Below are 13,751 nucleotides of genomic sequence, written 5' to 3' on the forward strand. Positions count from 1 at the left end.
GGCGGGGCGAAGCCGGGGGCGGCGCCCGCCTGTGGCTGCTGGGGCGGGGCGGTCGGCTCCTCCTCGGCGACCTCGCCGCCGAAGTTCTTCAGCAGCGCGTCGAGCCCGCCGTCGAAGCCCTGGCCGACGGCCGCGAACCGCCAGACGTCCTTCAGATAGAAGTCGCCCAGCATCACGGCGCGCTCGGTGGAGAACTCCGAGCCGTCGAACGGGTACCGGGCCACCTCCTCGCCGCCCGCGACGATGCGGAGGTAGCCGGGGGAGATCTGCGACATCTGGCCATTGCCGTCGATCGTCGCCGTGAACGACAGCTTCTGGATCTGTGGCGGGATCTTGTCGAGCGTGATCCGGAAGGACTCCGTGTCGCCCGCCTGGGAGCCCAGGAGCTGGATGGCCTCCTCGGGGGTCTTCGGCTGGTTGAAGAAGACGAAATAGCGGTCGTCCGAGAGACGTTCGTCGGCGTCCAGCCCGAAGCAGCTGATGTCGAAGGACAGTCCGGGGGCGGAGATCTGTACACCTACGTACAGATCTGTGCCCGCGGTGAGGTCACTGATCTTGGCCTTGTGGCCGCGTTGGAATTCCCTGGCCATGCGTAACGACCGTCCCCCATCCCGAAAGTGAGTGCGCCTGCGAGTGCGTCGCGCCAGGCTAACCGCAAAGTCCGAGACCGTACGAGGCTGGTACAGACCCGGTACAAAAGCGCGGCTTCGAGCCACCCTGCCGGGAATCGTCCACGCGGGCGGGGAGTGCACTTCACGTCACGCGTCACATCAGGCTTCACGTCAGGCGTCATGTCACGCGTGGGCACCCCGTGCGCGCGGCGTCACTCGTCGTCGGAGGCGGAGAGATGCGGCAGCCGGTCGGCGGCGACCACCCCTTCGAGGTATCCGCGAGCGCGCTCCGTGCGCGGGTACGCCTCCAGGAGCCGCCAGAAACGCGGCCCGTGACCTGGCACCAGAAGGTGTGCGAGTTCATGGAGGAGGACGTAGTCGACGACGTACTCGGGCATGCCCTGCAAGCGGTGCGACAGCCGGATGCTGCCCTCGGCGGGGGTGCACGAGCCCCAGCGGGTGTTCTGGTTGGTGACCCAGCGGACCGAGGCGGGCCGCGCGCGCCCACCGAAGTACTGCTCCGACAGGCGGGCGGCGCGCTCGGCCAGCTCGGTGTCACCGAGGAGCCGTTTGCTTTCCTGCGCGGCCAGCTTGTCGAGCATGACGGTCACCCAGCGTTGCTCCTCCGCCTCGGACATCCGGGCGGGGATCAGTACGACGGTGCGATCGCCCTCTCGGTACGCGGAGACCGTTCTGCGCCGTCGCGCGCTCCTGCGGACCTCGATCGCGCTCGCCCCCGAGCCGCTTGGCGGCTGGCTCGTCGTGCTGCGCTGTGGCTTTCCGGCGCGGTGCAGTGGGTCGGCGGGCACGCCCCGACGTTACCCGCTGCACACGGGGGAAGTCCCGCCTCCGGGGCGGTTCGATATCGATCCGCACTCCGAGCGCCTGATTTGTACGACGAATGCCGTCGCCTGTGGACAACTCGCGACACGCATCGTCGCGGTCCGTGCATGCTGGCACTCGTCGGCGGACCGGGCATTCGTCCCGTCGACTCATGGGGATCTTCTTCTGGCTACGGGGGCCGATCATGCATCCGATGGTGAAGCCCGCGCTCCGGCGCGGTTGGCGGGATCTCAACACCGTGCAGTTCGGTCTCGCACCGGCGCACGCCATGGTCCTGGGGCCGATGGACACGACGACAGGCGGCTTCCTCGACCTCCTCGACGGGACGCGCGGGCTGGCGCTCCTACGCGAGGAGGGACGTTCCATGGGCCTGCCCGACGGTCATGTGGACGGGATGGTGGAGCGGCTGGCCACGTCCGGCCTGCTGGACGACGCCACTGGCGGCGGCCCGGCGGCGGACGCCCTGCGCGGCAAGCCAGAGGTCCTGGACCGGCTGCGGCCCGACGCCGCCACGCTCTCCCTGATCACCCCCGCCCCGGGCGACGCCATGCGGCATCTGGCCGCCCGTCGCTCACAGAGAGTGCAGGTACGGGGCGCGGGCCGGGTGGGTGCGGTGCTCGCCTCCCTGCTGTCGGGAGCAGGGGTCGGCGAGGTCGATGTGCGGGACGTCGGGCGGGTCGAGCCGTGGGATGTGGCACCGGGCGGTCTGCCGGTCGAGTCGATCGGTGAGCGCAGGGACGTCGCGGCGCGCCGGGCCGCTCGCCACGCGGCCCCCGGCCGACCGCCTCGGCGCCGCTGCGGAACCCGGCCTCCCGCGGACCCGGTCGAGGACATGCCGGCGAACCGCCTCCGCGACGAGCCCGGCTTCTCCCTGGTGATCCTCGCGCCACGCGACCCTGTCGACGTCCAGGCCCCCGGTCCCACCGCAGCCGAGCCGCTCATCGCCTCCGGGACACCCCATCTGTACGCCGGCGTAGTGGAGGGCACCGCTGTCGTGGGCCCTCTGGTCCTGCCCGGGGAGACGGGTTGTGCGGGCTGCCTGGAGCAGGGGCGCGCGGACCGCGACGAGAGCTGGCCTCGGTTGGTGGCGCAATGGCGCTCCGGTCGCCCCCGCCAGGTCGAGGCCTGCGACCTGACGCTCGCCACCACCGTCGCGGCACTGGCGGCGGGCCACGCGCTGTCCTTCCTCGACGGGCAGACACCGTCCAGCGCGGGTGCCCGCTGGGAGGCCTCTCTGCCAGGGCTCGACTGGCACTCGCGCCCGGTCTGGTCGCATCCCGATTGCCCCTGCGGGGCGGCCCAGAATGGATCGAGCGAGAAAGGTAACGGGGAACACACCCCAAAAGACGGGGAACGGCGCGAGACAATGGCGAAGCATCAGCGGTCAACGAGGTTGTCCCGCAAGGCGTACGCGGCACGGCCGGCTGGGACTTGGAGGGCGCATGTCTGATCTTCCCCGGAAGGCGGTCACCCGGACCGCCAAGCTCGCCGCGCTCCCGCTCGGCTTCGCGGGTCGGGCCACCTGGGGCCTCGGCAAGCGGATCGTCGGCGAGTCGGCGGAGCTCGTGGGCCGTGAGCTGCAACAGCGCACCGCCGAGCAGCTGTTCAAGGTCCTGGGCGAGTTGAAGGGCGGCGCCATGAAGTTCGGGCAGGCCCTGTCCGTCTTCGAGTCGGCGCTCCCCGAGGAGGTCGCGGGCCCCTACCGCGCCGCGCTCACGAAGCTCCAGGACGCGGCTCCGCCGATGCCGACCCGCACGGTGCACTCCGTGCTGCGGGAGCGGATCGGCGAGGACTGGCAGGAGCTGTTCCTCGAATTCGAGGACAAGCCGGCCGCCGCGGCCTCGATCGGGCAGGTCCACCGCGCGGTGTGGCACGACGGCCGTGCGGTCGCGGTCAAGGTGCAGTATCCGGGCGCGGGCGAGGCCCTCCTCTCCGACCTGGGGCAGCTCAGCCGGTTCGCCCGCCTTCTGGGCCCGCTGATTCCGGGGATGGACATCAAGCCCCTCATCGCGGAGCTACGGGACCGGGTCTCGGAGGAGCTCGACTACGGTCTGGAGGCGCAGGCCCAACAGGCGCACGCGGAGGAGTTCGCCGACGACCCGGATGTCGTGGTCCCGGCCGTGGTGCACCAGTGCGACCAGGTCCTCGTGACCGAGTGGATGGACGGCACGCCCCTCTCGGAAGTGATCACCGACGGTTCCCAGGAGCAGCGTGACCGGGCTGGCCAGCTACTGACGCGCTTCCTCTTCTCGGGCCCGGCCCGCACCGGTCTCCTGCACGCCGACCCGCACCCGGGGAACTTCCGTCTCCTGCCGGACGAGAAGGCCGGCTGGCGCCTAGGTGTCCTCGACTTCGGCACGGTGGACCGGCTGCCGGGCGGCCTGCCCACCCCGATCGGCGACGCCCTGCGTCTGACCATCGAGGGGGAGGCCGAGGCCGTCTACGAGATGTTGTGCGCGGAGGGCTTCGTCAAGGAGTCGATCGACCTGGACCCCGATTCGGTCCTCGACTATCTGCTGCCCATCATCGAGCCGGCCCGGGCCGACGAGTTCGCCTTCGCCCGAGGCTGGATGCGCAGCCAGGCCGCCCGTATAGCCGACCCGCGCTCCCCCGCCCACCAGCTGGGCAAGCAGCTGAACCTGCCCCCGTCCTATCTGCTCATCCACCGGGTCACCCTGAGCACCATCGGTGTGCTGTGTCAGCTGGGTGCGACGGTCCGTATGCGCGACGAGCTGGAGGAGTGGCTGCCGGGCTTCATGACGGACGAGGAGCCGGAGTCGGCCACAGGAGCGTGAGTCGGCCGTCGGCCGACCCCACGGGCTCGGCGGGGCGATATCGCCCCGCCGGGTTCGGCCCGCCGCCCTCCGTCCCGCCGCTCCGGGCTCACCACCAGGCAGAGTCCAGGCGACCCTCGATCGCGCGAAGGTTCTCCCGGGCGCAGGTCTCGCAGAAGTAGTGCCGCCGGCCGTTCTCCACGGAACAGGTCCACAGGGGTTGGGGAGCCTCGGTGGTGGCCCCGCAGCGGGCGCACACGAGGGTCTTCGGTGTCACGGCGGATCCGCTGTCGTCGTTGCCCCCGGAAAGACTCGTCACCGGCCGACGATAACTCCGTGCCCGGCGGATCCGCGCTCGCAACGCAGCGCGGGGGCCGGTCCCTTCGGACCCGCCCCCGCGAGGAACCACCGTCAGAGGTGGTGATGAGGTGCCTGTGCCTGAACCAGCCGGTTCATGCCGATGGCCGCGTGGCGGCTACTGCATGACCGCCATGGCGAGCGCCCGGCGGGCACGCATCGAGGCGCGCTCGGCCCGGCGCTGCATCCGGCGGGCGACCGCCAGGCGCATGGCCCGGCTCTCCTGCTCGGCCTGGTGCAGGCGCTCGCGCATATGCGCACGAGCCAGGGCTTCTGGCATGAGATGCATTTCTCGGGTCCTGTTCTGACGCGAGGCGTTCGCGCCGGTGGTGGTGAAGTCTGGGATCGCGGAGCCTGCGTGCTCGCTCGTGGACGGCTTCATCGGGGCCTGCTTCTTGGGGTCGTGCGTGAGGGGGCGGTCGATCGTTCCGGTGATGTTCATGCCGTGACCGGGTTCTTGCGCGGGCGACCACGAGGCCGCTTGCGGGCAACGACGACACCCTGGACGAAGAGCTCTCCACCCCAGACGCCCCAGGGCTCACGCCGCTCCTTGGCGCCGGCGAGGCAGGCCTCCATCAGCGGGCAGGTGCGGCAGAGGGACTTGGCGTACTCGACGTCGGCCGGCGACTCGGCGAAGAAGACCTCCGGGTCGTAGGAGCGGCAGGGGACGGGTACACCCAGGTTCTCGATGGCGTCGTCGAGCGCGGTGAGCGCAGTGAGCGGGGTCAAGGTGGAGTCCTCCGTGATGCGGGGCGGGCGGAGCGTTTCGGAAGGCGGTACGGACGGGGCGTGCGCTTCGAGTTGCACGGTTCGTCTTCCTCGTCTGGTCGTTCCGGCCTGGTGGGCCGGGTGGCGGCTGGTACCGGGTTCTTTTCTTGTCCCGAGGCCCCTTCGCTCTGCAGTCCCCGGTCGGGGACAAACAGAAGGGCCGCGGATCCCGGATGGGGTTCCGCGGCCCTGAAGGCGCCGGCCTGATCGTCGATCAGGCTGGATCACTCCAGGGTTCAGGCCCACGGAAGGCCCACATCAGGTGGTGCTGCGTCGTCTGCTTCCGGCTTCCGGCACCGGCCGCCGCAAAGGCATAGGCCTGCGCCTGTGCCTCTACTGCTGCTTCCAGTGCCTTGGTCGGTCGCTCATTGCGCTCACGGACGGGAAGGCCCGCAGGAGACACGGAGGACGCCGGACGGCCGCCACGGAGGGCGGACAGACCGGTGCCCAGGTTCGAGACGCCGAGCATGCACGTGGAGACGGCCGAGCGATCGGTCATTTTGACCGGGCTGATGAAGCTGGTGTTGATGCTGATCACTGGACTCGCCTCCTCTCGGCGTCTACGGGATCGGCGTGAGCCAATCCGACGGATATGAAGTACACCACGAAACCAGGGCCTTGGAGAAGGCCGCTGTTCCCGTGCCTAAGAACCTATGGGGATTGCTGGGGCATGCGCAAACTATTTTTTCGACGAGTTCGTATCAGTCGCTCTCGTCCTCGGCCAGGGGCTCCCGACCTGCGCAGATGTCGAGAACATCGGCGCCGTACCGCTGGAGCTTACGGGCGATGACGCCAGGGATGCGACCCAGTTCCACCGGAGTGCTCGGCCCCGCTTCCGCGATCGCCATCAGGGTTCGGTCGGTGAAGACGCAGAAGTCGGGCTGCCCGCTGCGCCGGGCCTGGACGGCCCGCCACTCGCGGAGCCGCTCGTAGAGACCCTCGTCCATGTCGGAGGGGCAGTCCTCGCAGCGCATCAGCTTCATCTCGCCCGCCTCGCGCAGGCTGCGGCCGCAGACCCGGCAGCGGGCCGGGGTCCGGCTGGTACGGCGCGCGACCGGCACGCTGCCCCCGCCGACCGCGAGGGACGCCGTTCGGTGGCCGGCCGAGCCCTGCTCGACCCCACCGGACGCGGTCGCGCCGGAGCGGCCCCCGGGGGCGGTCGAGCCGGGGCGCAGACCGTCGAGGAACCGGCTGGGGCGCCGGTTCGGGCGGCTGCCGGGTGAGCGGGACAGGGCCCAGGAGACGGAGAGCTGCTGCCGGGCGCGGGTGACACCCACATAGAGGAGTCGTCTCTCCTCCTCGATCTGCTCGTCCGTTCTGGCGTAGGTGATCGGCATCATGCCCTCGGCGACGCCGACCAGGAAGACGACGTCCCACTCCAGGCCCTTCGCGGAGTGCAGGGAAGCGAGGGTGACGCCCTGGACGGTCGGGGCGTGCTGGGCGTTGGCCCGCTCGTCCAGTTCCGCGACGAGGTCGCCGAGGGTGGCGTCGGGCCTGGCCGCGGCGAAGTCCTGCGCCAGGTTCACCAGGGCGGCCAGTGACTCCCAGCGTTCCCTGACCGCTCCGGAGCCGGCCGGGGGTGCGCCGGTCCAGCCCTCGCCGGACAGCACGGCCCGTACCTGCGAGGGAAGGTCGACGGCGTCCTCCAGGAGGCTGTCGTTGCCGCCGAACCGGGCCGCGGCTCGCAGGGCGGACCACGCCTTGCGCACCTCCGGGCGGTCGAAGAACCGCTCGGCGCCGCGTAGCTGATAGGGAACCCCTGCGTCCGCGAGGGCCTGCTCGTAGGTCTCGGACTGGGAGTTCGTGCGGAACAGGACGGCGATCTCGCTCGCCGGGACCCCGGAGCCGATGAGGTCGCGGATGCGGCGGGCGGCGCCCTCCGCCTCGGCGGGCTCGTCCGTGTACTCGGTGTAGCGGGGTTCGGCGCCCGGGGGCCGTTGCGAGATCAGCTCCAGGCGGTGGTCGGCGGCGCGGCCGCGGGCCTGGGCGAGGAGGCCGTTGGCGAGGTGGACGACCTGAGGGGTGGAACGGTAGTCGCGGACGAGCTTGACGACGGTGGCCCCGGGGTGACGGAGGCGGAAATCGAGCAGATGGTCGGGTGTTGCGCCTGTGAACGAATAGATCGTCTGGCTGGCGTCGCCGACGACGCACAGGTCGTCCCGGTCGCCGAGCCACAGTTCCAGGAGGCGTTGCTGGAGAGGGCTGACGTCCTGGTACTCGTCGACCACGAAGTGCTGGTACTGGGAGCGGACCTGCTCGGCGATGTCGTGCCGGTCCTGGAGGATGCCGACGGTGAGCAGGAGGACGTCCTCGAAGTCGATGACGGCGCGCTCGCGCTTGAGGTCCTCGTAGGTGGAGTAGATCTGGGCGATCTCAGCCGGGTCGCGGGGGGTCTCCCGGCCGTGCTCGGCGGCTGCGGCGGCGTAGTCGGCGGGGACGGTCTGGGTGACCTTGGACCACTCGATCTCGGCGGCGGCGTCGCGCAGTTCGTTGCGATCGAGACGGATGCGGCAGGCGGCCGCCGCGTCGGCGACGAGCGGGATCTTGCGGTCGACGATCCTGGGCATCCCACCGCCCACGGCCTTCGGCCAGAAGTACTGGAGCTGGCGCAGGGCCGCGGAGTGGAAGGTGCGGGCTTGGACGCCGACGGCACCGAGCTGGCGGAGACGGCCACGCATCTCCCCGGCGGCGCGGGCGGTGAAGGTGACGGCGAGCACACTGGCGGGCTGGAGCATCCCCGCCCGCACGCCGTAGGCGATGCGGTGGGTGATGGCGCGGGTCTTGCCCGTGCCGGCTCCCGCCAGGACGCACACCGGCCCGTGCAGGGCGGTGGCCACCGCGCGCTGCTCGGGGTCGAGCCCTTCGAGCACCGCGTCGGCCGAGTCAGGGACCCGCGGGAAGAGGGTGGAGTGCGTTGCTGCTGTCACATGGCCATGCTGCCAGGTCGCCGGAGACGGCTGAGCCGGTTGTCCACAGGCAGACCCCCGCAGTCGTACTAATGCGGCAGGCGCCCCTCTTACGCCCCGAGCGTCCGGGCGCGCAGGCGCGGCGAAGCGTGGTGGTGGACGCCACCCTGCCGCGGGGAATGGCGGGCCAGTCGCGTACGTTCCACTCACTGCTACGAGCACCCCTCATACCGTGAAGGAGCGCCAGGGACATGGCGGGCACTGTGACGATGTACAGCACCACGTGGTGCGGCTACTGCCGTCGGCTGAAGAGCCAGATGGACCGCGAGGGCATCACGTACACCGAGATCAACATCGAGCAGGACCCGGAGTCCGCGGCGTTCGTGGAGAAGGCGAACGGCGGGAACCAGACCGTTCCCACCGTCCTCTTCCCGGACGGTTCGACCCTCACCAACCCCTCGCTGGCGCAGGTCAAGCAGAAGATAGGCGCGTAGCCGCGCGAGCCCCCGCCCGGTCGCGCCCCTAGCCGGTGTGCCCCCGGGTCGGCAGGGGCTTGCCGTACCAGAGTTCGATCAGCCGGGCCGCGATCGAGATGCCGTAGGGAGCCAGCACCTCCCCGGACTCGAACGCGGCCCGCAGCTCTTCCCGGGAGAACCAGCGCGCCTCGTGGATCTCGTCGCCGTCCACGTCGATGTCGGTGGAGGTGGCGCGGGCCATGAAACCGAGCATGAGGCTGGAGGGGAAGGGCCACGGCTGGCTGGCGACGTACTCGACCCGGCCGACGGTGATGCCGACCTCCTCGTGGACCTCCCGGCGCACGGCCTGCTCGATGGACTCACCGGGCTCCACGAAGCCGGCGAGGGTCGAGAAGCGGCCCTCGGGCCAGTGCACCTGGCGGCCGAGGAGGAGGCGGTCGTCCTCGTCCGTGACACCCATGATCACCGCGGGGTCGGTCCGCGGGTAGTGCTCTCCGCCGCAGGCCGGGCAGCGGCGGATGTGACCGGCCGCCGCGATGACCGTGCGCTCGCCGCAGCGGGAGCAGAAGCGGTGGGTGCGCTGCCAGTTCTCCAGACCGACCGCGTGCACCATGAGTCCGGTGTCGCGCGGCGACAGCAGCATGCCCGCCTCACGCAGGCCGGCCGGGCGGGCGGACTGGTCCATGCGTCCGGGCAGCGAGTCCTTCTGCAGTGCGAAGTAGCTCACACCCTCGGCGTCGGTGCCGAGGAAGTAGCGGTGCGCCTCGGTGAGCGGTGCCTCGAAGGACGGGGTCATGACGAGTTCGGTGGTGCCGTCGGGCGTCTCGTCGATGAGGACCTGACCGCCGGAGACCACGAAGCAGCGGGTGGTGGGGTGGCTCCAGGCCGCCGCGAGCCAGGCCTCGTCGAGGCGGTGGTGGGTCTCCTGGTCGGCGCAGCGGACGCCGTGCCGGGCGAGCGCGGCGCGGACCGTCGCGGCCACGAACCGTTCGAAGACCTGCGCCATGTCCAGCAGGAAGCCGTCGGCGGTGACCGGCGGGCCGCCCTCCGGCCGGATCGAGCGCCCGGCGAGGAGGAGCTCGGCCAGCCGCAGGGCCGGGGCGTAACGGGCGTTGAGGCGGGTCGGGGTCCAGCGGGGGAGCGGGGCGCCCGGCCGGAGGAGGCGGACGCCGTGGAGGCGGTCGGCCAGATGGCGCAGGGTGAGCCGGGTCGGGGCCGGCAGGCCCGGCAGTCGGGCGGCCCGGTGCAGGGCCGCGAGGAGGACGCGGTTCTCGGCGATGTCGGGGGTGTGGTCGTCGTAGCGGACGGCGACGGGCAGGGGCAGACCGACCCGGCGCAACTGGTCACCGGTGCGGATACGGCCCCGGACCAGGGGGAGGTCCTCGTCGACGGTGCGGTAGCCGTGCAGGACCCCCGACTCCAGGGTGCGGCGGGTGGTGCGGGCGAGGAGGGCCGCGAGCGCCGGCAGCGCGTCGTCGTCTGCGGCGGCCGCGGTGACCGGGTCGGGCCGCCAGGGGTCGCCGGGCGCGTGGGAGAGCAGGAACAGCAGGTCCCGCACGGGCAGTTTGGGGCGCAGCCGCAGATCGATCGTGTCGCCGGCCGGGGTCCGCAGCCGCACCAGGCCGACGGTCTGGTTCCCGGCCACCCGCCAGCGGCCCCCAGCCGCCGGGGAGAGCCGGACCAGACCGGGTACGGAGAGCAGCCCGGCGACCTGGTCCCCGGTCAGCTCGCACACGGCGCCGGGGCCGGTCTCGTCGACGGACAGCGTCAGGGGGCTCACGGTTCGAGCGCCGCGCGCAGGGCGTGCAGCCCGTACTCCGCCTCGATGTCCACGCCCGTGCCGTACAGCTGGTCCTCCAGCAGCGGCAGGATCTGTGTCCGCCAGACGAGGTCGAGGCCCTTCTCGTGGGCCGCGCCGGGCTTCATCAGGTACGAGGGGCCGATGGCGCGGTCGGCGTCGCCGAGGCGGACGTTCAGCTCGTCCAGCAGCCTGGCCGCGATGTCCGGCAGGCCGCGCGCCCGCAGCCAGCGGCCCAGCAGCCCCTGGACCGGCGGCTGCTCCGGGGAGAGCCGGCGGAAGGCGAAGCGGCGGCGCATCGCCGCGTCGACCAGCGCGATCGAACGGTCGGCGGTGTTCATCGTGCCGACGAGGAACAGATTGCCCGGCAGATGGAACGGGTCGTGCGGGCTGTACTGGGTGGTGACCGGCTCCTCCCGGTACTCCAGCAGGAAGTACAGCTCGCCGAACACCTTCGCCAGGTTGGCCCGGTTGATCTCGTCGACGACCAGCACGTACGGGTTGGCCGGGTCGTTGCGCGCCCGCTCGGCCAGCAGCTTGAACGGGCCCGGCACCACGTCGAACACCACCGAGCCGCCCTCGCCCCGCACAGGACGGAACCCCTCGAAGAAGTCCTCGTAGGTATAGGAGGGGTGGAACTGGATGAGCTGCACGCGGTCCGGGCCCGCCAGATGCCTGGCCAGGGCGCGCGCCAGATGGGTCTTGCCGGTGCCGGGCGGGCCGTGCAGGACCAGCTGGCGCTGCTCCTGGAGCTGTTCGGCGGTCTCCCGCAACCACTCCAGGGGCATGAGCAGCTCGTCGGCCAGTTCCCGTGTCACGGCGGGCAGTTCGAGCGGCTTGGTGACGTCGACGCTTTCGAGGCCCGTGTCGACCTGGTCCTCCAGGCCGGCGCGCTCCGCCAGTTCGGCGGCCACGCTGCTGATGTCGTACACCGTCGGCGGCAGTGGCAGCCGGGCCTGCACCTTCTCCGGGAGGTCGGCGCGGACGAGGGGCCGTTCGGCGGTGGCTCAGCGCACGGGCCGGCGGCGGGCGTTGTCGAGGCCGTCGGAGGCGTCGTACGTCGCGGGGCCCAGGACCGTGCCGACGTGCACCTCGTCCGGGGTGACCGTGACGACCAGGTCGCCCTCCCGCATCACGGTCAGGAAGACGTGCAGCTGGTAGGCGGCCGCCCACCGCAGCTGCGCGCTGGCCTCGGGCAGGGCCTCGGCGACGGCCTGCTGCACCTGCTGTTTGGGGGAGCCCGCGGGGATCTCCGGGACCTCCCGCCAGGAGACGGAGCAGTAGCCGTCGCGGACCCAGGCCGGGATGAAGTCGTGCCCGTCCACGTTGTATCCACGGACCAGCCAGCCGCGCTGCTCGTGCTCGACGGCGCCCTTGCGCCAGCGGCCGACCCAGGGCTCGTCGTAGAAGTCGACGGGGGTGCCGTCCCGTTCCGCGAGGAACGTGCTCAGCGCCAGCAGGTCCTTGTCGTCGTCGCCGGTGGGACGGCCGGGGATCTCGTCCGCGAACGCCTTGACGATCTCGTGCTTGTGGTGGGCGCTGGCGATGGGCTGGAAGGTGTCCGGGAACAGGGCGTGCAGGAGGACGTGGATCTGGGCGCGGCCCTTCTTGTGGCCCACCGAGTCCTGGACGGCGAAGCAGAGGTCGCGAAAACGCCACGGATCGTCGAGGAGGGCCTCGCGCTCGGGGCGTGGCGGCCCGGCCAGCCGCTCCACGAGGAGGACCAGGATCTGGAACTGGGCCCAGCGGTAGTTGAGGAAGCCCTGACCGCCGTGGAGGAAGCCCTTCAGGGCGGACTCCAGTCCGGGGGGTACGGCGAGGTGGCGCAGGAAGTCGGGTACGTCCGGCTCGGCCCAGGACAGCACCTCGCGGATGAGCTGCAGCTTCTTCGCGACACCGATCTGTTCCGGCACCAGCGGGGCCATGTTCACGAACAGCAGCTCGGCGGCGAGGACGATCGTCTCCGCGGGGGCACCGGCGAGCTGACGGCTCAGTTTGACCACGAAGGTGTCCGACGACTCGTCGGGCCGATCCACGAAACGGGCCCGCAGATCGGTGGCGGTGGCGGCGGTCCAGGCCGCCGACTCCGGTGCGAACGCGGACTTCCCGGTCAGCAACCCGTCCCGGAACACCCGCCGCACCGCCGCCACGACCTCGACGCCGTCCGGTCGTCTCGCCACGGTCCCACCCCGCCCTCCGCGCATTCGAAGTGTCCAGCGTAGAAGGCCGCGTGCACGGGGTCACGAGCCGGGCGGCACCCGCGACGGGGTGCGGGGCCGCCCGGTCGGTGGATCAGGTGTTGCTGTTGGAACGGCCGAAGAACTCGATCTCGGCGATCGACACCTGCTTCTTGGCGTCGGCGCCGTAGGCGGAGCGCAGGACGAAGCGGACCGCGGTGACCTCGCCGACGCGGAACGAGCGGCGCTGGCCGCCGGCCCCCTGGTCCAGGTTGATGATCCTGGTGCTCTTCGCACCGTCGGCGGCGGTGATCACGGCCTCGATGCGGTGCGGGCGGGCCGACTGCGAGAGCTGGTCCACCTTGGTCGAGACACCGGGCGTGATGACCACGTCCAGCAGCCGCGTCGGATGGTCGAACCGGGCCTCCAGCCACTCCCCTTCGCCGGTCTGGGTGACACCCGGCCCCCACCAGGTGTTGTTCAGCTGGTCGAAGGCGAGCCGCGCGCCGTGGCCGGGGTACGAGCGGGACGCCTTCACCCGGTCCGGGCCGATCGGGGCGCGCTTGGCGAAGTGGTCACGGGTCGCCTGGACGGCGTCGTCGGCACGGAACGCGAGGGTGACGATCAGGGCGAGCACCAGGGCGCCGACGACCCAGTTGAGGACCCGGCCGAAGCCGCGCCGCAGCCGGGGGCGGTCACCCGCCCACGGGGCCTCCCCGCCACCGGGGTTGAGCATCCGCCGCCACCAGGGCTGCCGGCCCGGGACCTCCGCGCGGCCCGCCATCGGCATGGCGCAACGCCCGCAGAAGTGCCGGTCGGGCCGGTTGGGGGTCGCGCACCAGGGGCACGGCACACCGCCCACGGCGCCGGTCTCCGGGCCGGGGGCCCGCACCTGGGGCCGCTGCGCGGCCGGCCGCCCCGGCAGCACGGGCGCGACGGCAGGCTCCGCGGCGGGCCGGGGCGCCGGATCGGCCACCGGGACGAGCAGGGAGCGCGCTCGGTCGGAGGCCGTGGGTGAGGGGGAGGGCGCCGGTGAAGGTG

At 71.7% G+C, this 13,751-nt stretch carries 13 protein-coding genes and 2 pseudogenes; 3 read left to right on the plus strand and 12 right to left on the minus strand.

What is annotated here, in order from left to right; genetic code table 11:
- Nucleotides 1–590 (minus strand): TerD family protein (locus AOK15_RS20595; protein ID WP_167738836.1); only part of this gene is annotated, 590 nt, incomplete at its 3' end.
- Between the two features lie 233 nt (nt 591–823).
- On the minus strand, nt 824–1,420 hold the full coding sequence (locus AOK15_RS20600; RefSeq protein ID WP_079058596.1) for a M48 metallopeptidase family protein: 597 nt from the start codon (nt 1,418–1,420) through the stop codon (nt 824–826).
- A gap of 218 nt (nt 1,421–1,638) precedes the next feature.
- Between AOK15_RS20600 and AOK15_RS20605 the strand changes: the two genes are divergently transcribed.
- Complete coding sequence (locus tag AOK15_RS20605) at nt 1,639–2,904, plus strand: TOMM precursor leader peptide-binding protein (protein WP_055519020.1); 1,266 nt, start codon at nt 1,639–1,641, stop codon at nt 2,902–2,904.
- Complete coding sequence (locus tag AOK15_RS20610) at nt 2,897–4,249, plus strand: ABC1 kinase family protein (protein WP_055519005.1); 1,353 nt, start codon at nt 2,897–2,899, stop codon at nt 4,247–4,249. The genes AOK15_RS20605 and AOK15_RS20610 overlap by 8 nt, the downstream gene beginning before the upstream one ends.
- Nucleotides 4,250–4,337: 88 nt before the next feature.
- Here the strand turns inward: AOK15_RS20610 and AOK15_RS20615 are convergent, their stop codons facing one another.
- The 5 genes from AOK15_RS20615 to AOK15_RS20635 all read right to left on the minus strand — a co-directional run bounded on the left by AOK15_RS20615 (nt 4,338) and on the right by AOK15_RS20635 (nt 8,280).
- Nucleotides 4,338–4,547 (minus strand): hypothetical protein, encoded by a 210-nt coding sequence (locus tag AOK15_RS20615; RefSeq protein ID WP_055519008.1) that lies wholly within the window; start codon nt 4,545–4,547, stop codon nt 4,338–4,340.
- Between the two features lie 156 nt (nt 4,548–4,703).
- Nucleotides 4,704–5,027, minus strand: a complete 324-nt coding sequence (locus AOK15_RS20620) for a hypothetical protein (RefSeq protein ID WP_055519010.1) — start codon at nt 5,025–5,027, stop codon at nt 4,704–4,706.
- Nucleotides 5,024–5,392 (minus strand): WhiB family transcriptional regulator, encoded by a 369-nt coding sequence (locus AOK15_RS20625; RefSeq protein ID WP_055519011.1) that lies wholly within the window; start codon nt 5,390–5,392, stop codon nt 5,024–5,026. The genes AOK15_RS20620 and AOK15_RS20625 overlap by 4 nt, the downstream gene beginning before the upstream one ends.
- Before the next feature lie 175 nt (nt 5,393–5,567).
- Entirely contained in the window at nt 5,568–5,891 is a 324-nt protein-coding gene (locus tag AOK15_RS42390; RefSeq protein WP_079058597.1) for a hypothetical protein, read from the minus strand.
- 163 nt (nt 5,892–6,054) lie between these two features.
- Complete coding sequence (locus AOK15_RS20635) at nt 6,055–8,280, minus strand: ATP-dependent DNA helicase UvrD2 (RefSeq protein ID WP_055519016.1); 2,226 nt, start codon at nt 8,278–8,280, stop codon at nt 6,055–6,057.
- Nucleotides 8,281–8,510: 230 nt separating this feature from the next.
- Here AOK15_RS20635 and AOK15_RS20640 point away from each other — a divergent pair, with 230 nt between their 5' ends.
- Complete coding sequence (locus AOK15_RS20640) at nt 8,511–8,753, plus strand: mycoredoxin (protein ID WP_055519018.1); 243 nt, start codon at nt 8,511–8,513, stop codon at nt 8,751–8,753.
- 28 nt (nt 8,754–8,781) lie between these two features.
- On the opposite strand, the pseudogene nudC reads toward AOK15_RS20640, so the two are convergent.
- From nudC to AOK15_RS20655, 5 genes and pseudogenes are all read right to left on the minus strand, one after another.
- Nucleotides 8,782–9,666: pseudogene (gene nudC, locus AOK15_RS47035) on the minus strand (NAD(+) diphosphatase); the annotation flags it as partial.
- A gap of 27 nt (nt 9,667–9,693) precedes the next feature.
- A pseudogene (locus tag AOK15_RS47040) lies at nt 9,694–10,515 on the minus strand (5-methylcytosine restriction system specificity protein McrC); the annotation flags it as partial.
- Complete coding sequence (locus AOK15_RS47045; RefSeq protein ID WP_240508516.1) at nt 10,512–11,495, minus strand: McrB family protein; 984 nt, start codon at nt 11,493–11,495, stop codon at nt 10,512–10,514. The gene AOK15_RS47045 and the pseudogene AOK15_RS47040, both read right to left, overlap by 4 nt.
- A 45-nt stretch (nt 11,496–11,540) precedes the next feature.
- On the minus strand, nt 11,541–12,713 hold the full coding sequence (locus AOK15_RS47050; protein WP_240508517.1) for a hypothetical protein: 1,173 nt from the start codon (nt 12,711–12,713) through the stop codon (nt 11,541–11,543).
- A gap of 112 nt (nt 12,714–12,825) precedes the next feature.
- The coding region (locus AOK15_RS20655) for an NADase-type glycan-binding domain-containing protein (RefSeq protein WP_420876933.1) at nt 12,826–13,751 on the minus strand (926 nt) is incomplete at its 5' end.

The organism is Streptomyces ossamyceticus (assembly GCF_001418475.1).
GTDB classification, from domain to species: Bacteria; Actinomycetota; Actinomycetes; order Streptomycetales; family Streptomycetaceae; genus Streptomyces; species Streptomyces ossamyceticus.